Origin of the sequence: Thalassomonas sp. RHCl1, from assembly GCF_947387555.1 — a bacterium.
GTDB lineage: Bacteria > Pseudomonadota > Gammaproteobacteria > Enterobacterales > Alteromonadaceae > Thalassomonas.
On sequence record NZ_CANDNZ010000005.1, the window covers coordinates 205,173 to 225,249 of the forward strand.

The window sequence follows — 20,077 nt, forward strand, 5'->3', positions numbered from 1 at the left end:
CCCGTTTTTTCCGTTTACTCCCGGATCAAGCGGTTAAAATAAAACGAGATCGTAAGTAATCTTCGGTGAGATAAAAAAGTGAAGTAACGGCAATAGCATGCATAAAAACAGGATAAACCTGATAAACATGTAACGGGTTTAAAACGGTCAAATGTCTAATCAAATACTCCGCCAGCATGGCGGCAAGAATGAAAACACTCCATTTTGATAGCCCATAAAACTTCCAGTCTAACGGTAAAGACTTCCCTCCCTTAAGCAAACGGTCGGTTAGGGGAACACGCATAAACAACAAATGCCGAGTGACTAAACTAAGCAAAAGCATACAAACATAGAAGTATATTTTTGGCGCAGGATAACCGGTAAAAAACCAAAAGAACTCAACCAGTACGATTAAAGTTAATAAGGGCGCACAGAAGAGAAGTACTAATTTATCGTACTTTAACTTGTATAGGACAGCGACGGCCAATAAGTAAATGATGAGTTTAACATCAAAGTCGATTATCAAATAAGCTATCTCATCAAGAGAGCGTACAAGAATAATAATGAGAATCAGACCCGCCATATTGACGTCACGATTTTTTATTTTTATCAGGCCCCAAAGCATCAGGGCAACTAAAAACCAACGATCAAAATATTCGGCATAACCAAAGGTATAGACACCTATTAGCGCAAAAGTAATAACCAGTATCGGAGTAAATAACTTGCGCAGATATAAATTCAGTATCATGAATTTTGAAAGTTGAAAAACCTTAAGATCTGGCTTTTAAAAGATTCCTTGGTTTTTGCAGAAACTGTGCGGCGGCACACTGCCCACCAGGAGTTGACAACTTCTATACTGAGCTTATCGATAGAGCCGACATATTCATTTTCAATGGCAACAACGGTTTCACGACTGAGGCCGATTCTCGACGCCAGCTCTTTTTGTGTTAACCCCGCCTCTTTGCGCAGACTTTTTAAATGCGCTCCTGAAAAATTTGCCATATTAAAATCATACCTCTACAACTCATCCCTTTATTTTGGGGATCATGGTTATTTTTTATGCCTAAGTCAAGCGCTATGTTCAAACGCCTGTGCTTAGTTTTAACCTAGTATCTTCTATATCACAACAACTTGAGGACAAGCTCAAAAAACGCCCCCCATAAAAAAGTAATGGCTTCATTACCTTAATTAACCGTTGACCAACTCCAGTTTTGCCATTTTACTTTTACAGCCCAAATATAAAACCAGGGTTTTAAGCATCAAATAAAATAAGCCGCTAAATTCAATCAGCAGTAACAGTGCAAACAGCCAGTAAAAGGCAGGATAAAGCACTGTCACCAGTAAACCCAAACCGCTGAATATATGGCTGATAAAAAGCAGGCGGCCATACTTTTTCGGTAACAACTCATGCATATTAGGCAAATACTGCATCGCCTGAAAATTCATTAAACACTGTTGCTGCAAATGGTTATAACTTAAAAAAGGCAAGATCTTTAACAGCAATCCCTGAATAACCGAGAGCACATAAAAATAAAGGTACGCCGCCATCAGCCACATGTGTTTTTTGCTGTTAAACAGTTCAGGAAGAGCATCTTCTGGGATCAGGAAAACGGCGGTGATCACAAATAAACTCACCGACGATAAGCGCCAATAATCCAGGGTATTGTCAGGCACCTTACGTTTACGCCGGGCTATTACCCGCAATAAAACAGCAGCAAACAGACAGTTAAGCAGTAATAACAGCTGTACGGGTTGATTCAGCACACCACTACCTTCACCACTGTTAACGCTGTTTAATCCCCGCTCAAATAACCAAAACAAAAGGACTAAAATCAGCAAGGGAAACGATCGGCTCAGCCATTTGGGAAAATCAGGAGCAACATGGAACATGGGGATCACCTGAAAACTGACCCCGATAATCAACATGGCTACCCATCCCGCCAGCCCGGCGAACACATGTAAATTGGTGTAAACCTTGTGTCCGGAAATAAACTCAATGCCTAAATTGCGGCTAAGCAGCAAGCCCCCCAAGATCACGGTAACGGCTAAAGCTAATACCGCCAGGCGGATGGCATTTATCGTTGCCCCCTGGCTCAGCTTTTGCGATAACACCCAGGCCACCGCTGCCAAATATAAGAAAAACCCCGTAAGCAAAAGTGCCAGCGCCGTTTGCATCAAAAAAAACTGCTGCGGCTGCGGCCAGATAAAAGCTAACATCAAAGTCACACTGCCGCAGACATGCAACACATGACAGGCTCCGCCAACTAAGCGTACCTTGGGAATACCTACCCCGCCGACCACAGGCAGCAACTGCAATAATGCTCCCATCATCACCGTGGTAATAAAACCTAAGGTAAAACCATGGGTGATGGTCAGCATGGCCGGATGCCAGCGGCTAAGCCAGGGATCCGGTCCGGCAAAAAAAATAAAACCCGCCAGCAAAATCACCATCAACGCCGCGCTAATAAAATAACGAAACGGGACAGTTAACGGCGGCATCACAGAAAAAGATAAACCGCTGAGTTTCATAGCCGTGTTTTATCCGTTGCCAACAGATAATCCAGCAGCCTATCCTGCTCGGCTAAACGGTAGATATAAATAAAATAGCGGATAGCTGTGTTTTGTTTCGCTCCGCCCTGATTGACAACATCGGCGCTATTCGCCTGGCACGAATAACCCCAGCCCGCAGGCTGCAACTTTTCAAAAAGTGGCACCGGCTCGCGGCTGTGCGCGACCCTAAGATACTGGCCAGCTTGCAGCTCAGCCAGGGCCATGAGGATTTTACTCATGGGATCCGGCGGAGCCAATTCACTGACATCAAGATAAATTTCATCCATGGCTTGCACTCAAGTTATTCCTGCCCCTAAACCGCCATGGCTTCGCTTTGTTCGCAATATTCCTTAAGGTCATTTAACGTTTTATCACCATCGCTGATATGCTGCTGACTCATGGGATACAACATCATTTCTTCTTTCATATTATGTTGCTGCATCAGCACCATTAGGGTTTCCGACAAGCCCAGGTAAACTTCCTGATCGGCGGCTGCCAATGCCTGGTTTAATTGCTGCACCAGGGCGCGCATTTGCTCATGTTCGCCGCGCATCACCATAGTAGGCCCCTGGGTAATGCCGGTCGCCTGTTCAAAACGGGGGAATAAAATAGTTTCTTCCGCTTCAAGATGTGCCTCAAGCTCCCGGGTAAAGATTTGCCATTCTTCTTGTGCCAACGGCCAATTGCCGATGGCAACGGCAGATTCGGCAGCAGAAAAAACATCATCGCAGTGACGGTGCTGACAGGTCATATAATCTGGAATTGAGCTCATAGAGGTTTACTCCTTTACTTAATTTAATCTTAGCGTTGGTGGCCCGGCTGTTGCCTTGGCTGTCACTTTCGCTATTACCTTAACTTTTACCTTAATGAAGCAAGTGTAAAGGGGAAAAAAGTTAGGGATATTGACCTGAAATAAGAAACGCCTACTTTGGCGAAAAAGCAAGTTATGACATGATATCGGTTTTTACTATCCAAGTGGTTAATAATAAAATATGACATTTGGCAGAGCACTTGTGGGGCTAAGGGTATGACATTATGAATATCGAACAAATATGGAAAGCATATAAAAACCATCTCAAAGCATTTCTTCATGCCAACATCAACAACCCCGCCGATGTCGATGATTTGTTACAGGAAATACTGATCAAGTCATACCTGAACTTGAAAACCATTAAAGATAACACCAGCATTAATGCCTGGCTGTTTCAAATCGCCCGGCGAACAATTATTGATTTTTACCGGCAAAAAAGCAGAGACCAAAAACTGGGGGACGATGAACTCTGGTACCGGCAAGAGCAGCCCGGCGTACATACACAATTGGCCAAGTGTCTAACCCCTTTTATCCAGTCGCTAACCGCTAAAGACGCCGAACTGTTAACGCAAATCGAGATCAACGGCCTGTCGCAAAAGAGTTATGCCGAGCAAAATCAACTGAAATACTCGACCCTGAAATCCAGGGTACAAAAAGCCCGGGAGCAACTGCACAAACGCTTTAGCGACTGTTGCGAGTTATCCCTTGACGCTCAGGGGAATATCGCTGATTTCACCCCAAAAAATACCCAATGCAAAAAATGTTAAATGAATTTCATCCTTTTCATCCGTTTTAAGCTTTATCCGGGCAAACCTACCCGGGCTTAGGGCAAAACGTTACCGACTGAGGAAAAAGGTGAGTTTATCTAGCCATCTTTTCCTTCATCTGTTTGTATAACCTCAATATTAACGGCTAAAAGTCCAGTCAAACTGTAAATTTTCAATACCTGACCACGGGTTATTACCTATAATCAGGTCAGCGTTCCCCTGATTATGTTTGCAGATATGCAGCCAAAAACACTCGCTATCGTTGTCACGTTTTTACCCCTTATCGTGATGAACCTGGTTTATGTCATGAGCGCCACCGCCGAGTTAGTGCCAAGCTGTATTCCCTACCTTGACGGTTGCACTTCTATCAGCCGGGCAGCACGGCGCGGCAATGCCATTTTTGTTTTTCGCGCCTGCATGATAGTCCAGGCGGTATTTTTAGCCGGGTACTGGCTCATTGCCCGGCAATGGCTGAATCAGCTGGCCGGAAAAGCCTTAAGGCCGGCAACCATTATGTGCAGCCTAGGCATCATAGCGTCCTTATTTCTGATCCTCTATGCCGACTTTTTGGGGACCGACGGTCGTATCTACCGATATATGCGCCAATACGGCATCATCTTTTTTTTCACCCTCACCCCCTTTGCACAAATGATCATGGTAAATGAGCTGTTTAAATTAACGAAACAACAGCATTTCTCCCCCCTTTATATCGCCGTGATACGCTACCAGATAGGGGTAGTGATCTGTATTTTAACCCTGGGCTTGATCAGCCTGTTCCTTTCCTACAGTGGCAATAGCACCTTTGAACGAGAAAATATCCTGGAATGGAACTATGCTGTGTTGATGTCGATTTTCCACTTAGGTTCCTGCCTGCTGTGGGGGGATGTGAAGATTCATATTTCCGTTAAGCAGAGAGAGTAATGGTGAGGCCCGAATGTTTCCGGCCAGAATTGGTTATTATTTATCTTACTTAAATTTTTTCCTCTTACCGCTGGTAAGTTATCCCCTTTTGGCCAACACAGACACAGCCCCCTGCCCCAAACCTGAGTTTATTTTTATCAGCCACCCTATCTTCGATGAGAACCAGCCGCAAACCTACTTCTTCCATCGCTGGGCCAATTTTTTACATATCAAAACCAAAGAAGTCACCTTAAAAAACGAGTCGGCATTTTTCACAAAAAAATGCCGTTTCTTACAAGATGACCTGGACCAGCTGGAGCGGCACTTGCGGGATAAAAAGTACCTCCATAAAGCCAAAGTTTCCATGGATAAAGCCGGCAACCAGGTGAGGATTGAAGTCTGGGATAACTGGTCATTATTACCCTCTCTCGACTTAGGCCGTAAAGGCGGTGAAAATCGCTTTTCCATAGGGCTTAAAGACAGGAATCTTCTGGGGTTAGGCATAGACGCCGAAATCAAGTCTTTCTCCAACTCACAGCGCAGCGGTTTTAAATTTGACGGCCATGTACCGCTGTTTTTACACAATCACAGCCAGGCCAGTTACCGGATATCAGACAATGATGACGGCAAACAGTTATCCCTTTTTTTAGCTAAACCTTTTGTCAGTCTCAGCAGCAGTAATGCCTTTACACTTGGTTTCAACGATGAGGAAAGGGAAGATACCATTTACCAAAACGGTGAAAACGACACGGTTTTTCGCCATGACATCAACTATAAAACCGCTAGTTTCGGCTGGCTAAAAAAACAGACACCGGGCTACTCCCTCAGGTATAAGCTGGGCATCACCCGGGATAAGCACAGCTTCAGCCAACGGGAAGACCCGGCGAAGCATATCCCGGACAATGAATTACCCCAAGACAGATATTTTTTATATCCCTGGCTGGGTCTTGAATATATCGAAAATGACTACCGGACACTGAGAAACCTGCAACTGATCAGCCAGCACGAAGATGTCAACCTGGGCTGGCAGCTAACATCGAGCTTAGGTATCAGCACCACAGATAAGCAAAATAGCGCCGATATTTTATGGCGGGCCGACCTACATAAAGGTTATAAACTGTTTAAAGATTCCCATTTATTGTTATCGGCCAGGCATGAAGGGCACCATGGCAGCAACACCCGGTTATTAACCCAAGTCTCCGGCGAACTTTTTCATGTCTTATCAGATCGCTGGACACTGTATTTTAAAAGCATCTCCAAATTCAGCCATAACCAGTATTTAGATCTGCCCGTCGCCTTAGGTGGCGGCAAGGGGCTTAGGGGCTATCCGCTGCAATATCAGCACGGCAAAAACAGTACTTTATTTACCGGTGAGCTCAGGTATTACCCGGGGATCAACCTTTACCGGTTATTTGATATGGGAGCGGCACTATTTATCGACAGCGGCAAAACCAGCGGCAGTACACCGCGGGAAAACATAGAACCGGGCTGGCTGCAATCTGTCGGTCTGGGGTTGAGGCTTTTTACCCCGCATGCCCGACGGGATGGCCAGGTCATACATGTCGATTTAGCCTATCCGCTAACCGATAACCCCAAGATTGACGGTTGGGAAATTCGCCTGGAAAGTAAACGGGCATTCTGATTTCAGGCAATCTGGCCGTTAACACTGACTATTGACCGCTTTGTCCGTATAATTGCTCCTGATTTCAATTGATATGAGCAGATTATGAGCGACAACAAGCAGGAAAATGCAGCAGAACATCCGGTACTGGCCGAGTTTCTTAGCACAGTAAAGCCAGAGCAGGTACTGTGGGCCTTGCAGGATAAGGACAGTGAAGACTGGGTTGTCCTGGCTTCGGTCAACTTTGAAGAAACCGATGTTATGCCGGTATGGTCAACAGAACAACTTGCCGGGCAGCATTGCATTGACGAATGGCAGGATTATCAACCGGCACAAATCAGCGTATCCGACTGGCTGGAATTCTGGATTGAAGATCTCAATGAAGACGGCATTATTATCGGGGTTAACTGGCCTGTAGAAGGAGATTGCCTGGAGCTGGAACTGGCAGACTTTAGCCAGGCCATCGCCGCTATCGAAGATTTGGCTTAAAGCCATTAGCCCTCCCAAAAAACCGGCGCTGCCTTTTCCTCCCCCGATAAAGGCGCGCCGGTTATTTTTTCCTCAGAGAAAAATATAACGACATCACCTTAGTTCTGCTTCATCAAAAGTGCTAAAGCTTCTTCATAATCAAAATTATCCAGGGCATCCATAATTAACGTCAGTATTTCAGCATTAAGGTGCTGGCCAGCGCTGGTTCTGAATTCAAGCAGCAAAGATTCTGGAATCAGCTCACTTTTAGTTAACAAGTCGATCAAGAGTTGTTTGACCTCTTGATAATCACGCACCTGAATATCCCCCTTCTCCACTTCGTTAAACAGGAGTATCTGCCGGGCATCACCAAGGGATTGCTGGAGTAAATGACAAAATTGCTCAAGTGCTGCCTGCTCGATACTGCCGCTTTCAACAATCATCTGCTCAAGGGTGAGGGCTTGTTCATAGACAAGATACATACCTAAATTACCACTGGTGCCTTTCACCGCATGGATGATTTTTTCAATCCCCTCCTCAGGCGCCCGGGCGGTGTCACCGGCCAGTTGCTCCAGCACCTCTTGCCCCTGGCGGACATAAAGGGATAAGGCTTTGAGATATACTTTAGGGCTTTCCACAGCCTCAGGCCGCTTATGGGTAAAATCAACGGCTTTAAGGCCGGGAGGCAAATGCAATAAAATTTTCTCCGGCAGTTTACGCGAACACACCACCTCTGCCCGGGACACGGCCAATCCCCCCTGATGTTCACTGGCAACTTTATCTTCTGCGTGTTCCACAGACAGCCAGCGACAAAGCGCCTGTACTATGGCCTCTCTGGCTAAAGGCTTTGTCAGGTAATCGTCCATACCGGCATTGAGACATTTTTCCCGATCACCTTTCATGGCATTGGCGGTCATGGCAATCACGGGAACCTTGAGGTACCTTTCGCCGGCTTTCCCCCCCCGGATACGGCGAGTGGTTTCATAACCATCAAGCTCCGGCATCTGACAATCCATAAAAATCAGGGTATAGGCAGCATCTTGCGGCGATTCTCTTAACCCGGCAATGGCTTCAAAGCCGTTACCGGCAAAATCACAATCGAGAGACAATTCCTGCAACAGCCCCTGAACCACCAGTTGATTTACCTGATTATCTTCCACCAGTAAAATCCGGGTATCGCTGGGCCAAAGCGGTAAGGGCTGAGCAGACACATGATCCCGGCCAAAAGTATTCAGGTAAGCGCGGGTGACTATCCTTGCCGGCTCAGGGCTGATTTCCGCTTCAGCCGTGACCACAGACAAGGCATCAAATAAGTCGGCCGTGGCTACCGGCTTGCTAAAAAAGCCGCTAAAGCCCATTTCATATAATACCTGATGATCACTGTGCTCCGGCATAGAAGTCATCAGGATCATTTTCATGCCGTCAAACTTGGGCTGTTGGCGGATGGCTTTTGCCAGAGACTCGCCGTCCATTTCAGGCATATGCATATCTATCAGGGCAATATCAAATAAATGATCTTGATGTTGCCGGCACAAGACCAGTGCCGCCTCACCGCTTTGTGCTTCAACGACAGAGGCTCCCCAGTGCTCCAGCTGATGGTGATAGATCTCCCGGTTGGTGGCATTATCATCAACAATCAAGATATTCAAACGGCTGATATCAACCTTTGGCATCACTTTAACCGAACGGGCACTGGGCTTAAGTAAGACATCAAAGGTAAAGCAACTGCCTTTGCCAAGCTCACTTGTCACCCCGATATCCCCCGACATCTGTTGGCATAACCTTTTGCAGATAGTCAGCCCCAACCCGGTACCGCCGTATTTTCGGGTCGTGGAAACATCCGCCTGGGTAAAGGAATCGAACAGGATCGCAATAGCATCCTCAGCGATGCCATCGCCGGTATCACGTACGCTGCAAACAAATTTTAACGTCTCAGCGTTTAATTGCTCCAGCGAAGCAGTGATCACCACTTCTCCTTCATGGGTAAACTTGATGGCATTACTGATCAAGTTAATCACTATCTGGCGCAAGCGGCTCTGATCGCCTATCACCATCGAATAATCAATATCGGTTACATCCAGCAACAGCTCCAGGCTTTTTTCATCGGCGCGAAACGCCATACTCAGGGCTATTTCTTCCAGCAGGTGACGTAAGTCGAAGTCCAGCTCTTCCAATTCGATTTTACCCGCTTCGATTTTAGAAAAATCAAGAATATCATTAATCAAAGACAACAAGGCCTTAGCACTGTTTTCTGCCACCATCACCCGATGTTTCTGCTCTGTGGTCAGGGAGCTGTTGGCCAGTAACCCCAGCATGCCGAGCACGCCATTCATCGGGGTGCGGATCTCATGGCTCATACTGGCCAGGAAATCGCTTTTCGCCCGGTTGGCGGTTTCCGCCTGCTGCCTGGCCTGCTCCAGCTCTGCCTCATAACGTTTCCTTTCGCTGATATCGGTATGAATGGCAACATAGGCCCGCGGATTGCCGGTATCACTGGTAAAGGTGGCAATAGTGGCTTCAACCCAGTATAAATGGCCGTCTTTGGCGCGATTGCAAACTTCGTTATGCCAAACCTCTCCTGCATTAACCGTACGGTACATTTGCTGCCAAAAGGCCTGGTCATGCTGATCGGAAGAAAGTAACCTATGATTTTTCCCCAGCAGTTCATCACTGGCATAACCGCTTATTTCAACAAATTTTTCATTCACATAACTGATGTTGCCGTCCAGATCGGTTACGGCAACGATGGCATGCTGATCCAGAATGAATTTCTGCTCCTTTAGATCAAGCAGCGCCTGCCTTAACTGTCTTTCTGCCTGTTTTCTTTTACTGATATCCAGGGCAACGCCGACCAAACCCAAAGTTTCGTTTTCGCTGGAAAGGATAGGCACTTTGGTAATTAGGAAGTCGTGCTCACTGACGCTATCATGCAAGCCCTGCTCTTCAAACTGCACCGCTTCACCGCTGCTCATCACTTGCCGGTCAACCTTCATTAACCGCTCGGCAATGTCTCTGGAAAACATCTGCAGGTCGGTTTTACCCAAGACTTCTTTTTGCGATAAGCCGACCACCTGCTCAAACATATTATTGACCAGTTGGTGACGCCCTGAGGCATCTTTAAAAAAAATTGCCGCCGGCACATTATCGACAACTATCTGCAAACGCTGTTCGTTGCTGGCCAGTTCTTGCAGCGCCTGTTCCAGCTCTTGGGTACGGGTAAAAACCCTGTCTTCCAGGGTATCATGGGCGAGCTGCAAAGCCCGGTTTGCCCGACTGCCAAGCACCATAGTAAATAAGGTAAAAGCAATAGAAATGATCACCATCACGGCAAGCACGGAAAACACCGTGAGCCGGGCAGTGTAATAAGCTTCCATGGCTTCATCGGCATCTATTTCCGTGGTCATGCCGATCCCCAGCACGGGATCCCAGAGCCAGGCCCCCATCACCTTAATACCGCGATAATCGCGATAACTGCGAATATCAGAGCCGGTTTCACCGGCAATGGCACTCCGGGCCATACGGGTTAACGGACGCTCTTTAACCGGCAGCGCCTGATCAAAGCCCCGGATCAGGTCGCCGCCGGGATCGCGGATTTCAATGGAAAGTATACTTTGGGTATTTTCCTGCAGCAGTCCGCTTTTTAATAAGTTGGCCTCGAACCGGCTCTTAGATAACAGCTGCCCCCGGCTGTCAAAAGAATAGGTTTCACCGCTGGTGCCCATTCTGCCCAGGTAGTGTATCCGGGCAAATTCCCCCTGGGGGTCAAAACGCTCGGCCAGCGCCGCTATCACCCTGCCGTGACTGTCCTTCACCGGAACGACAAAAAACATGGTCGGCGGATAATCATGTCCGGCAACATTGGCAACACCCGCCAAAGCCACATCGGATATTATCGGCGGCACCATCAAAGCCTCCCCTGTAAAGACGCGCCTGAGCAGCTTAGGCCTTTGCCGGGAGATCAAGTTCACCTGCCCGAAATCAGACAGTTGCATCGACGCAAGGTTAGTACCGTCTTTAGCGATCACAAAGAAACCGATATAATTACCTTTTGCCTGCAACCCGGCAAACAACAGCTGAAGTTTTTCAGCAGTTATGGCCGCTGCCTGCCTGTTTCCCCGGTTGATCAAAGAGACCTGGCTGGTCACAAGGGAGAGTAACTCAGGATTGGCCGCAAATTCCTGCAGTCCATTGATTTGGTCTGTCGCCCAAATATTCATCGCCTCCTGACTGGTAGTGACCACGGTTTGTAAAGAGTCGCGTACCTGCTCTTCAATTTTAGCGCGGACATTATCCAACGCCCACCACGCCAGAAACAAAGCGATAGCCAGTAAAAAGGTATTTAACATCACCGCAATTTGCTTGCCGCCGGCAGAAGCAAATGGATAAGCCAGCGGATTCTTTTTAGAGCGATCCAATAAGCGAAACAACAACAAGGTGATCAAAATAACCAGAAACAAAATAACCGTAAGCATCGCCAGGTTGCGCCATTTTTGCTCAGACCAAAAAGACACATCCTCATCACTTCGCCGCTCCCGGACCGCAGGCGCAAGCCAGCGGTTATCCAAAACAGCCAACTCCTCCGGTTTAACGCTGGCCATGGCTTTGTTTAACAGTGATGCCAGTTCAGGCCAGTCGCTACGCACCGCCAGATGATAACTATGGGCCGTTCCCTGGCGTGCTTGCAGCTCTGCGGCAATATGAAGGTTGTTCAGTAACAGCTTGCGACTCAGATAATTCACTACCGCAAGTTCACTGACAGTGGCATCTGCCTTGCCTAAAGCTACGGCCTTTAATGCTGATTCGTTATTCTCGACCAAAAGAAGAGCAAGATCCGGAAATTCTTTTGTTAATAAGGAGATGGAGGCATCTCCTTTAACGACAGCCACTTTTCTACCGCCAAGATCTGTCAACCCTGCAACCTTACTTTCATCCCGGCGGGTCACAATAACACTGACCGAAGCTTTATAAGCCTGGCTAAAAAGAAAAAACTGCTCTCGCTCCGGCGGGTAACGAAACAGGGTATGGAGCAGGTCTATTTCTTTTTGTTTGCCCCTGTTGAGCAAACCAGCAAAGTTGTCCTGAATATATTCGGCCCGGATCCCCAAGCGCTTAAATAACATTTCAATATAATCAACCGAATAACCCACAGCTTGGCCATTAAGATCAAAAGCATAGGGGGCATAATCGACTTCATTGCCAACACGGATCACCGGATGTGCCGTTAACCAGGCTAATTCTTTCTCGCTCAGTTCAAGCCCGCCAGCGCTGGACTTTTTCAGGAGAGGAACTGGTGCCAAGGCAGGGGGAATAATAGATTTGCCAGCTTGCGTACCCGAGACAAGAAAATTGCCGTTAACGCCGGATTGTGCCACTTTTATCAGGGAAGTGAAGTTATTTTCAGGTTCAGGCGGCAAACTTTCCTGTGCCCACAGGTGAAAATAGCTAAAGACCAGAAGTACGCAGACAATAAATTTAGATAGGGTTTTAGCACCACTCACGATCAGCCTCAGGCTTTATCCGGCATCTTAGTTAAAACCGTCTTATCTCCATAACACTTGATCCGCCGATGTTATATCAAGATTTTATGTCAGTATAGTCAATGCCCCTGATATTCTCCGCTCTGCTTTTTATTTCCAGACCATGGCCGAATTGACATTCGCGCCGAACTTACTTCTGCTATACTGTAGTCGACAGCTCTTGTAACATCATGAAATAATGAAAGAAAAAAATAAGATAGTCAGACAATACCGAATTTTGCTGGTGGAAGACGAACCTGCTAACATTCAAATGATTACCGGGTATTTAAGCTCTGATTATATTCTTGCCATTGCCAAAACCAGAAAAAGGGCCCTGGAGCTGCTCAGTAGCTCCCCGTTCGACCTGATGTTGCTTGATATTCAGCTACCTGATGGCAACGGCTTCGAAATATGCCAGCATGTGGTCAGCAACCGGGAAAAGTATGGCGATATCAGTATTATTTTTATGACCAGCCTGGATTCTCCTGATGATGAAGCCCGGGGCTTAAGCCTTGGCGGTAACGACTATATCCATAAACCCATCAATGATGTGGTGCTGCGCGCCAGGGTAAAACTTCAAATCCAGTTGATCCGAAAAAACGAATTACTCGAACATCTCACCTGTTTCGACGGCCTGACAGAAATCCCCAATCGCAGGGCATTTGATGACCAGCTGAAAAAAGAGTGGCATCGGGCCCGGCGTGAGCATAAAAACTTATCGTTAGCCATACTCGATATTGATTATTTCAAGCAATACAATGATCTCTACGGACACCCGGCAGGCGATCAGTGCCTGAGAATTATGGCCGCCAATTTAACCACCTCTTTTGTCAGAAATTCTGACTTTATTGCCCGTTACGGCGGAGAGGAATTTGCGGTACTGCTTTACGATACCGATCTGGAAACCTCGATACAGCTCATGGAAAAATCACTGACAACTTTCGTTGAAAAAAATATAGAACATCAAGGTTCCAGTGTGAAATCCTGCGTCACCTTTAGCGCCGGCATATGCACCGCCGCTCCGAAAACAGATGTATTCAGCGACTTTGTCAACACCGCAGATAAAGAGTTATACCAGGCAAAAAATCTTGGCCGGGCACAAATTTGCGGCAAATACTTAACCTCATAACCCTTGTCACCTGTTGTAAGTTAAATAAACTGCGTTAGCGCTTTATCAAGGTTGAGAGCCGGACCATCTTGCGTTAACTTATCCTTTAGCAGAGATAATTTACCAACTGATAGCTAAGTACTTAATTTAGAATACTCAAGCATGAATGTCTTATTGGGAGTGGCAATGGATACGGTTTTTACAACATTAGCAAACATCATGAAAAAGCATGCCGCACAACTGGAAATCACCACAGATAAACCCGGCAACCTCTACATCAATACCGGCAAACTCGATGCCAAAAAGAAAGCCATTTTCTTTGGCATGGTGAAGCAGTCTAAGGATAAAGTAGCCTATCACCTGATGCCTGTTTATTGTAATCCAGAGTTACTCTCAAACATCTCTGCCGAATTAAAAAAGAAAATGCAGGGAAAGTCCTGTTTTAACTTTAAAGCACTCGATACGGACCTGTTTACAGAGCTTGATGCTTTAACAAACGCCGGCTTAGCAGACTACCAAAAAGCGGACAAGGTCTAATAGGCATAACAGTGCAATCAGTCAAGCACTACGCCAAATTTGCAGAATAAACGGGAATAGGAGCATTTACGGTTAAAAAGACTTCTTTAAGCTCACGCTAAACCCAGCTGGTATTTAATTTGTTGCGCTAAGCGCTCAACACTGGCATGGCCTTCATCAATCAATTCCTGTGCACGGTGATATTCCATCATGCCAAAATCCCCTAACTGGGGTTCAATCAAAATTTCCGGCGGCTCTCCCGCCAGCTTGGCCCGGGTCACCCTGGCCTGCATAATTTCCAATGCCCCGGTGAAAGTTCCCAGCATACTCGGGGACTGGGGTTGTACTTTTTCCTCAGGATCCCGTTTGAGCCACTGATTAACCAGGGTTTTGCTTTTAGCAAAGAAATTATCGGTTTTTTCCTGGTTATGCTGATGCTCCCGGGTATGGCTTTCCCGCAAATGCGGCCGGTGATCCGAATTTAAATTGACCCCAATGATAAAATCCGCCCCCAGGTGGCGGCATAAGGACACCGGTACGGGATTGACCAAGGCACCGTCCACCAGCCAGCGATTTTGCCCGTGATGCCACACCGAGGGAAATAATGCCGGGGTAGCGCAAGATGCCCTGACCGCTTCAATAACATCGCCATGGGTAAACCATACTTCCTTGCCGCTGTATAAGTCCGTGGCCACCACACCAAAGGGCTTTTCCAGCAGTTCAAACGATGGCATGGAAAACTCCTGCAGTTGTCTGAAAACTTTTTCACCATTGGCGATACCACCGCGGTTAAAACCGACCCCCATTAAACCGGCCACTTGCCATTCACTCAGGCTTTTCACCCAGGTTTTTAAGTTGCCAAGGTTATCATTGGCATATACTGCGCCAACATAAGAGCCTACCGAACAACCGGCAATCACATCAGCACGAATGCCCATCCGCTCCAGGGCTTCAATCACGCCGATATGTGCCCATCCACGTGCAGAGCCGCTGCCCAGCGCCAAGCCTATTTTCATAACATAACGCCCCTGTCATTTTTCATACCCTATGCTATTAATATTGTTAAATTTTATTAATAAATCAAACCTGTCGTTAAAAACCCGTCTCAGGCCTGTAGCCATCAAAAGCAAAGCTGAGCAGATGATATTGCTCACCCTTTATTCCCTGAGCGGCAAAATGTTGCTCAGTGGCGAAGATAATTTTCATCCGCAGCAATCAAGCTCCCAACCGATAAAATAATGCAAACGCAAACCATTTCCCGATAGCAGAGAAGAAAAAATCAAGGTAAAGTTAACAGTCCAAACATTTGTTATCATTGAGGAGTATTATGATAACGGTCCGTCAATTTACCAAAAACGATTTCCCTGCCGTACAAGAGATATACCGACAAGGTATCAATAGCGGCAATGCCACCTTTGAAACCCGGGTAAAATCCTGGCAGCAATGGCATCAGGCGATGCTGGAGCCTTGCCGCTTAGTAGCGGAAAAAGACGGAAACATTCTTGGCTGGGCCTCCCTTTCCCCTATTTCGGCCCGAGCCGTCTACAGCGGTGTTGCAGAAGTCAGCATTTATATTGCTGACAGCGCTCAAGGACAGGGCATAGGCCGGCAACTGATGTCACAGTTAATAACAATGTCAGAAGCGCATAATCTCTGGACGTTGCAGGCAGCCATTTTTCCGGAAAATAAAGCCAGCATTCACTTACACCAAAAACATGGTTTTAAAGTTTTAGGGGTAAGAAAGCACTTAGGGAAATTAAAAGGGGTCTGGCGCGATGTCGTGTTAATGGAAAGGCGCAGTACGCAAGTCGGCATAGACTGAATATGCCCTTTCATATAGCAAAAGTTATAAAACAGTAAAAAATCGGGGATACCATTGAACAAGTTTGAACTGCACACACCAAGACTCAAAATCCGGGAGATATCAAACCAGGATCAGGATAACTTAACCCGGGTATTAGCCGATCCGCAAGTGATGTTATATTCCACCGTTGGCGTACATAACCGCGAACAAATCCAGGCCTATATCGAAAATTGCCAACAACAATACCAGGTACCGGGATATGGTACCCGTGCCATAGTTGATAAAGTAACAAATGAGTTTATCGGTATTTGTGGTTTACACAAAGAAAATTTGGATGACCGGGCCCTCAGCCACCTTAACTACCGCCTGGCGGTTAAACACCAGGGAAAAGGTTATGCCAGCGAAGCCGTAAACGGCCTGCTGACCATGGCAAAAGACACCCTGAACCTTGATTGTGTATCGGCCCTGATTGAACCGGAAAATCGCGCTTCAGTGAATGTCGTGACCCGCCAGGGCTTTGCTTATCGCAACACGACCTCTTTTCGCGGCTTTAAAGTGGATGTTTACCAAATAGAGATTTAACCCAAGGTATTTCGGCGCCTGAATCACAATGATACCGCTTCAAAACACCGGCGATTTGAGCCGCTAAAACACAATAACCACCAAAAGCACCTGCCCGGGTAATTTTCACACTATAGCTGATGAAATACCGGGCAAACCTTCGCTGCAAGCCCCATTACACTGTGTGTAATACCATGTAATACCGTTTTTGAGTGAAACCCCCTAACATAGCCTTGTTGAATTAAATTGATGCAAATGGATTTTCTTCATAATAAAAATCGGGGAAATAACATGGTTTCCATTAACAAAAACAAGGGTAGTAGGGTGTATTTCGAAATATTGAACAAGACACAGCAGCAAATGTCTCAAATTGAAAAAGCAATGGCGGGTGAATATAAAAACGCCGATTTTATGCTGGAAATCACCGAATCAGATAGCCCGTTTTCCCCCATGGAAACTGAAAATACAGATACAGACAGCCAGATCTTAGCTGACAGTGAAGATAGCTGCCACTCACTCGATCAAGTGTTTAATGCCGTACTGATGAAGCGCCTGGCAAGCTTGAAAAACAAATAAGCCAAAAACAGGTAAACCGGTCAGAAAAAACCGATAAACAGCAGACACTGTTTATCGGTTTTTTTGTTAGCAATAAAATTTTTTTCTTTATTTATTGTGATGTTACTTGGCCTTGATTCAGATCAAAAAAAATCGTCAGTCACTGGCTTAGAATAACTTCATGGCATTAACCTCAACTCGTGCCATTTTCATATTACAGGAAGGAAATGATCAGCAGTTTTGGACACACAAATTGATCTATTTCGTATTGCCTATAAAAGAAAGATCAAACGGAAAAGCATTGCTGGATACTGGCTTTGAAGTTATTTTTGATCTTTCTTTTTTTTATTCTCCCTTTCCTGCTTTAGCTTAATGTACTTGCTTCTCACCTGGCATTAGCCGGTAATTCACTAAAATTGGACAATAAAAACAAAGCTGAACTGTCTTTAACGCAACAGTTGATAAATTGCGGCTGATAATCCGATTCAGCAACATAACCCACCATATCAAAGTCGGGTTGATCCATCTGGTTAATGATGTCTTCCGGTACTGCCAGCCGGGTGGCGAGCATCATGCGGTAACTATACCTTTGATGATATATTTCCTTAAGAAAGAACATATCATAGCTTATCCCTTCCCCTTCCAAGCGACTTGGGGTAAGAATAAATTCGGCGATGGCAATCGCCACTAAAGTAAATTTGGTTTTTCTGTCGTTATTCGGACTCAGCTTGATCACCGGATTTTTATCTTCATCACTGATATAGATCCGGCATAAATCCGTCATCTGACGGTCCAGTTCAATCTTGATATTAAAGAACTCGGTAATTTCCTTTAAATTGACATTACCATCATGGGTGCTTTCTTTGATTAATTTTTCAAGAACCGACGGGATCATCTATGCTCTCCGCTAAAGCTAAACTGTATCCTTTGCTGTAATTTTAGCAGAACTGAGCTATTCGCTGATTTTATTAACAGAAAGTTACCCTTGTCAGTGAAGCAATAGATAAATCATCATATTGAACTAGGATAAAAGAGTTGCCCCGAAAAACGGCATACAGGCTGCCAACCTGGATATTGAAGCCGTCAGCAACAGGTGTCTTCGCCACTTTTTATGCTGATATCAAGGAGAGAAAAATGAAACCGGGATTTATGATAGGTTATCTAGAAAGCTGGGGAAATATCACTTTTACCGAAGCCGCCGCACAAGGTTACGATACGCTGATCATGGCGTTTGGCAGTATCGACGGAGCCAATATCGGCATTTATAACGGCGTATTTAATCCCTCCCCTACCCCGGCTGAGCTTATTACCGATATCAAAAACGCCAAAGCCTGCGGAGCCAAAAACCTGCTGTTTTCCGTTGGCGGCAAGAATAACAGCTACACCCCCGGAAATACTCCTGCGGGCGATATTGCCCGGTCACTGGTCAATTTTCTTAGAAGATACGGTTTTACCGGTGTTGATTTTGATCTGGAAGTTAACTGCGACCCCAATTACCTTTGCCTACTGTGCCGGGAAATTAAAAAGCGCGATAGCAGCTTAATGCTTACCGCAGCACCGCAAATTAATCAGACGGAGCAAGGAGGCGATCTGTTTCTGGTTGCCGGTGGTAATCACAGAGTGTATGACTTGGCCATCAAAAGCCGCCTGTTTGACCGCTTGTTGATCCAGGCATATAACAACCCCTGGCCGGAAATATCCGGATACAATGAAACCGAACTGGGCTTTATCCAGGCGGCCTTTAAAAACCTGAAACGCACCATCCCCAAAGAAACCTTAATCGCCATCGGCCAGCCCGCCTGCATTAAAGGCGCCGGTACCAGCATCTTCAACGGCCCTAATGCCGGAGATAATATCTATCAGGGGATCAGTAAGCAATATCAAATGATCTGTGATGATCCGCAGTTTGGCGGCATTATGGAATGGAGCATCAACTGGGATAAGGCAGCGGGTTACCCTTTTATCGATGCGGTAAGAAATATCAATTAAGGACGATAAGTTATTAAGACAAGGCAAACTCAGGTGTTAACAGCCCGGTTTGCCCTGTCGGCACTAAGCCAGGTAAAAGCGGTTAAACCTTCTGTTTGAGCAAGGCCTTTATTTCAGCCAGCTCCTGTTCCAGTTTATCTATTTGCGCCCTGCTTGCCGGCTCTCCCCCTTCCGGGGTTTCGCCATGGGCCTGGGCACGGAAGTTTTCATGCTCCTGTCCCATCACTTCCAGTACAGTACCTACCATCATATTCAGGAAAATAAAGGCGGTGAGGAAGATAAAACTCAGGTAGTAAATCCAGCTCATAGGGTGGACCGCCATGGTTTCATACATAACATCGGTCCAGTCTTCAAAGGTTGCCACCCTAAATAAGGTCAGCATGGAGATGGAAAGATCTCCCCATAGCACCTCATTAATCTGATTAAACAAAATGCTGCCGATGGCGGCATAAATATAGAAGATCACAAACATTAATAACCCGATATAACCCATGCGCGGGATGGCTTTAAGTAAAGCATTTATCAGGATACGCAGTTCCGGCACCATAGACACCAGACGTAACACCCGAAACACCCTTAACAGGCGCGCCAGCAACACGCCCGAGCCGCCTGTGGGAATAAGGCTACCAATAACAATCACGGTATCAAAAATATTCCAGCCGCTTTTGAAAAACTTCTTTTTCTCGGGAAACGCCAGATAGCGGATCACTATCTCGATAACAAAAAACACCGTCACCCCAACATCCAGTATGGATAACAGGGCAAATACCTGCGGGGGTAAGTCATGGGTCTTGGCACCGATTAACAGCGCAGATAAAATAATGACGGCAATCACTATGCCTTGAAAAATATTACTCGAATCCAGTTTTTTAAGACTGCGTTGTATACGAAAAACTTGTGAATTCATCTCTTACTCGGGATCTCTCTTTCGG

General features: G+C 46.2%; 21 protein-coding genes. 12 read left to right on the forward strand and 9 right to left on the reverse strand.

Features of this window, described 5'->3' with window-relative positions; translation table 11 throughout:
• Positions 1-25: 25 nt before the first annotated feature.
• The 5 genes from QL234_RS15865 to QL234_RS15885 form a co-directional block, all read right to left on the reverse strand.
• On the reverse strand, positions 26-727 hold the full coding sequence (locus QL234_RS15865; RefSeq protein WP_281558797.1) for a hypothetical protein: 702 nt from the start codon (positions 725-727) through the stop codon (positions 26-28).
• On the reverse strand, positions 724-981 hold the full coding sequence (locus QL234_RS15870) for a helix-turn-helix domain-containing protein (protein ID WP_281558798.1): 258 nt from the start codon (positions 979-981) through the stop codon (positions 724-726). The genes QL234_RS15865 and QL234_RS15870 overlap by 4 nt, the downstream gene beginning before the upstream one ends.
• A gap of 186 nt (positions 982-1,167) precedes the next feature.
• Positions 1,168-2,508 carry a hypothetical protein gene (locus tag QL234_RS15875; RefSeq protein WP_281558799.1) on the reverse strand — a complete coding sequence of 447 codons (1,341 nt, stop codon included), beginning with the start codon at positions 2,506-2,508 and terminating at the stop codon, positions 1,168-1,170.
• The gene (locus QL234_RS15880) at positions 2,505-2,816 is read right to left on the reverse strand and encodes a DUF2249 domain-containing protein (protein ID WP_281559010.1); all 312 of its coding nucleotides are present in this window, start codon (positions 2,814-2,816) and stop codon (positions 2,505-2,507) included. Before QL234_RS15880 ends, QL234_RS15875 begins: the two co-directional genes overlap by 4 nt.
• 26 nt (positions 2,817-2,842) lie before the next feature.
• Positions 2,843-3,301 (reverse strand): hemerythrin domain-containing protein, encoded by a 459-nt coding sequence (locus QL234_RS15885; protein ID WP_281558800.1) that lies wholly within the window; start codon positions 3,299-3,301, stop codon positions 2,843-2,845.
• Between the two features lie 263 nt (positions 3,302-3,564).
• Here QL234_RS15885 and sigZ point away from each other — a divergent pair, with 263 nt between their 5' ends.
• The 4 genes from sigZ (at position 3,565) to QL234_RS15905 (ending at position 7,117) form a co-directional block, all read left to right on the forward strand.
• Positions 3,565-4,107 carry an RNA polymerase sigma factor SigZ gene (gene sigZ / locus QL234_RS15890; protein ID WP_281558801.1) on the forward strand — a complete coding sequence of 181 codons (543 nt, stop codon included), beginning with the start codon at positions 3,565-3,567 and terminating at the stop codon, positions 4,105-4,107.
• A 237-nt stretch (positions 4,108-4,344) separates the two neighbouring features.
• Positions 4,345-5,028, forward strand: coding sequence for a hypothetical protein (locus QL234_RS15895; protein WP_281558802.1), 684 nt, complete (start codon positions 4,345-4,347; stop codon positions 5,026-5,028).
• Positions 5,029-5,041: 13 nt separating this feature from the next.
• Positions 5,042-6,649 carry a hypothetical protein gene (locus QL234_RS15900; RefSeq protein ID WP_281558803.1) on the forward strand — a complete coding sequence of 536 codons (1,608 nt, stop codon included), beginning with the start codon at positions 5,042-5,044 and terminating at the stop codon, positions 6,647-6,649.
• 84 nt (positions 6,650-6,733) lie between these two features.
• Positions 6,734-7,117 carry a DUF2750 domain-containing protein gene (locus tag QL234_RS15905; protein WP_281558804.1) on the forward strand — a complete coding sequence of 128 codons (384 nt, stop codon included), beginning with the start codon at positions 6,734-6,736 and terminating at the stop codon, positions 7,115-7,117.
• Positions 7,118-7,215: 98 nt separating this feature from the next.
• Here the strand turns inward: QL234_RS15905 and QL234_RS15910 are convergent, their stop codons facing one another.
• Complete coding sequence (locus QL234_RS15910) at positions 7,216-12,594, reverse strand: response regulator (protein ID WP_281558805.1); 5,379 nt, start codon at positions 12,592-12,594, stop codon at positions 7,216-7,218.
• 217 nt (positions 12,595-12,811) lie between these two features.
• Here QL234_RS15910 and QL234_RS15915 point away from each other — a divergent pair, with 217 nt between their 5' ends.
• Positions 12,812-13,741, forward strand: coding sequence for a diguanylate cyclase (locus QL234_RS15915; RefSeq protein ID WP_281558806.1), 930 nt, complete (start codon positions 12,812-12,814; stop codon positions 13,739-13,741).
• 165 nt (positions 13,742-13,906) lie between these two features.
• Entirely contained in the window at positions 13,907-14,257 is a 351-nt protein-coding gene (locus QL234_RS15920; RefSeq protein WP_281558807.1) for a hypothetical protein, read from the forward strand.
• 92 nt (positions 14,258-14,349) lie between these two features.
• Here QL234_RS15920 and rssA read toward each other — a convergent pair whose 3' ends face one another.
• Positions 14,350-15,252, reverse strand: coding sequence for a patatin-like phospholipase RssA (gene rssA, locus QL234_RS15925; protein ID WP_281558808.1), 903 nt, complete (start codon positions 15,250-15,252; stop codon positions 14,350-14,352).
• Positions 15,253-15,295: 43 nt separating this feature from the next.
• Here rssA and QL234_RS15930 point away from each other — a divergent pair, with 43 nt between their 5' ends.
• The 5 genes from QL234_RS15930 to QL234_RS15950 all read left to right on the forward strand — a co-directional run bounded on the left by QL234_RS15930 (position 15,296) and on the right by QL234_RS15950 (position 17,529).
• Positions 15,296-15,475 (forward strand): hypothetical protein, encoded by a 180-nt coding sequence (locus QL234_RS15930; RefSeq protein ID WP_281558809.1) that lies wholly within the window; start codon positions 15,296-15,298, stop codon positions 15,473-15,475.
• An 88-nt stretch (positions 15,476-15,563) separates the two neighbouring features.
• Entirely contained in the window at positions 15,564-16,058 is a 495-nt protein-coding gene (locus QL234_RS15935; RefSeq protein ID WP_348650720.1) for an N-acetyltransferase family protein, read from the forward strand.
• A 54-nt stretch (positions 16,059-16,112) separates the two neighbouring features.
• The gene (locus tag QL234_RS15940) at positions 16,113-16,622 is read left to right on the forward strand and encodes a GNAT family N-acetyltransferase (protein WP_281558810.1); all 510 of its coding nucleotides are present in this window, start codon (positions 16,113-16,115) and stop codon (positions 16,620-16,622) included.
• A 339-nt stretch (positions 16,623-16,961) separates the two neighbouring features.
• A complete protein-coding gene (locus QL234_RS15945) occupies positions 16,962-17,177 on the forward strand; it encodes a hypothetical protein (RefSeq protein WP_281558811.1) in 216 nt (71 codons plus the stop codon).
• A gap of 160 nt (positions 17,178-17,337) precedes the next feature.
• Complete coding sequence (locus tag QL234_RS15950) at positions 17,338-17,529, forward strand: hypothetical protein (RefSeq protein WP_281558812.1); 192 nt, start codon at positions 17,338-17,340, stop codon at positions 17,527-17,529.
• Between the two features lie 12 nt (positions 17,530-17,541).
• Here the strand turns inward: QL234_RS15950 and QL234_RS15955 are convergent, their stop codons facing one another.
• Positions 17,542-18,051, reverse strand: a complete 510-nt coding sequence (locus QL234_RS15955; protein WP_281558813.1) for a hypothetical protein — start codon at positions 18,049-18,051, stop codon at positions 17,542-17,544.
• Between the two features lie 239 nt (positions 18,052-18,290).
• Here QL234_RS15955 and QL234_RS15960 point away from each other — a divergent pair, with 239 nt between their 5' ends.
• The gene (locus QL234_RS15960; RefSeq protein WP_281558814.1) at positions 18,291-19,145 is read left to right on the forward strand and encodes a glycoside hydrolase family 18 protein; all 855 of its coding nucleotides are present in this window, start codon (positions 18,291-18,293) and stop codon (positions 19,143-19,145) included.
• Positions 19,146-19,227: 82 nt separating this feature from the next.
• On the opposite strand, the gene QL234_RS15965 is transcribed toward QL234_RS15960, so the two are convergent.
• Positions 19,228-20,052, reverse strand: coding sequence for an ion transporter (locus tag QL234_RS15965; protein ID WP_281558815.1), 825 nt, complete (start codon positions 20,050-20,052; stop codon positions 19,228-19,230).
• Positions 20,053-20,077 lie beyond the last annotated feature (25 nt).

Excerpts from the sequence above, each read along its gene's own strand:
- QL234_RS15885 (WP_281558800.1), bottom strand. The coding sequence starts at position 3,301 with ATGAGCTCAATTCCAGATTATATGACCTGTCAGCACCGTCACTGCGAT.
- QL234_RS15880 (WP_281559010.1), bottom strand. The coding sequence starts at position 2,816 with ATGGATGAAATTTATCTTGATGTCAGTGAATTGGCTCCGCCGGATCCC.
- QL234_RS15870 (WP_281558798.1), bottom strand. The coding sequence starts at position 981 with ATGGCAAATTTTTCAGGAGCGCATTTAAAAAGTCTGCGCAAAGAGGCG.
- QL234_RS15950 (WP_281558812.1), top strand. The coding sequence starts at position 17,338 with ATGGCATTAACCTCAACTCGTGCCATTTTCATATTACAGGAAGGAAAT.
- QL234_RS15935 (WP_348650720.1), top strand. The coding sequence starts at position 15,564 with ATGATAACGGTCCGTCAATTTACCAAAAACGATTTCCCTGCCGTACAA.
- QL234_RS15875 (WP_281558799.1), bottom strand. The coding sequence starts at position 2,508 with ATGAAACTCAGCGGTTTATCTTTTTCTGTGATGCCGCCGTTAACTGTC.
- QL234_RS15865 (WP_281558797.1), bottom strand. The coding sequence starts at position 727 with ATGATACTGAATTTATATCTGCGCAAGTTATTTACTCCGATACTGGTT.
- QL234_RS15965 (WP_281558815.1), bottom strand. The coding sequence starts at position 20,052 with ATGAATTCACAAGTTTTTCGTATACAACGCAGTCTTAAAAAACTGGAT.
- QL234_RS15945 (WP_281558811.1), top strand. The coding sequence starts at position 16,962 with ATGTCTCAAATTGAAAAAGCAATGGCGGGTGAATATAAAAACGCCGAT.
- QL234_RS15955 (WP_281558813.1), bottom strand. The coding sequence starts at position 18,051 with ATGATCCCGTCGGTTCTTGAAAAATTAATCAAAGAAAGCACCCATGAT.
- rssA (WP_281558808.1), bottom strand. The coding sequence starts at position 15,252 with ATGAAAATAGGCTTGGCGCTGGGCAGCGGCTCTGCACGTGGATGGGCA.
- QL234_RS15900 (WP_281558803.1), top strand. The coding sequence starts at position 5,042 with ATGTTTCCGGCCAGAATTGGTTATTATTTATCTTACTTAAATTTTTTC.
- QL234_RS15920 (WP_281558807.1), top strand. The coding sequence starts at position 13,907 with ATGGATACGGTTTTTACAACATTAGCAAACATCATGAAAAAGCATGCC.
- QL234_RS15915 (WP_281558806.1), top strand. The coding sequence starts at position 12,812 with ATGAAAGAAAAAAATAAGATAGTCAGACAATACCGAATTTTGCTGGTG.
- sigZ (WP_281558801.1), top strand. The coding sequence starts at position 3,565 with ATGAATATCGAACAAATATGGAAAGCATATAAAAACCATCTCAAAGCA.
- QL234_RS15960 (WP_281558814.1), top strand. The coding sequence starts at position 18,291 with ATGAAACCGGGATTTATGATAGGTTATCTAGAAAGCTGGGGAAATATC.
- QL234_RS15895 (WP_281558802.1), top strand. The coding sequence starts at position 4,345 with ATGCAGCCAAAAACACTCGCTATCGTTGTCACGTTTTTACCCCTTATC.
- QL234_RS15905 (WP_281558804.1), top strand. The coding sequence starts at position 6,734 with ATGAGCGACAACAAGCAGGAAAATGCAGCAGAACATCCGGTACTGGCC.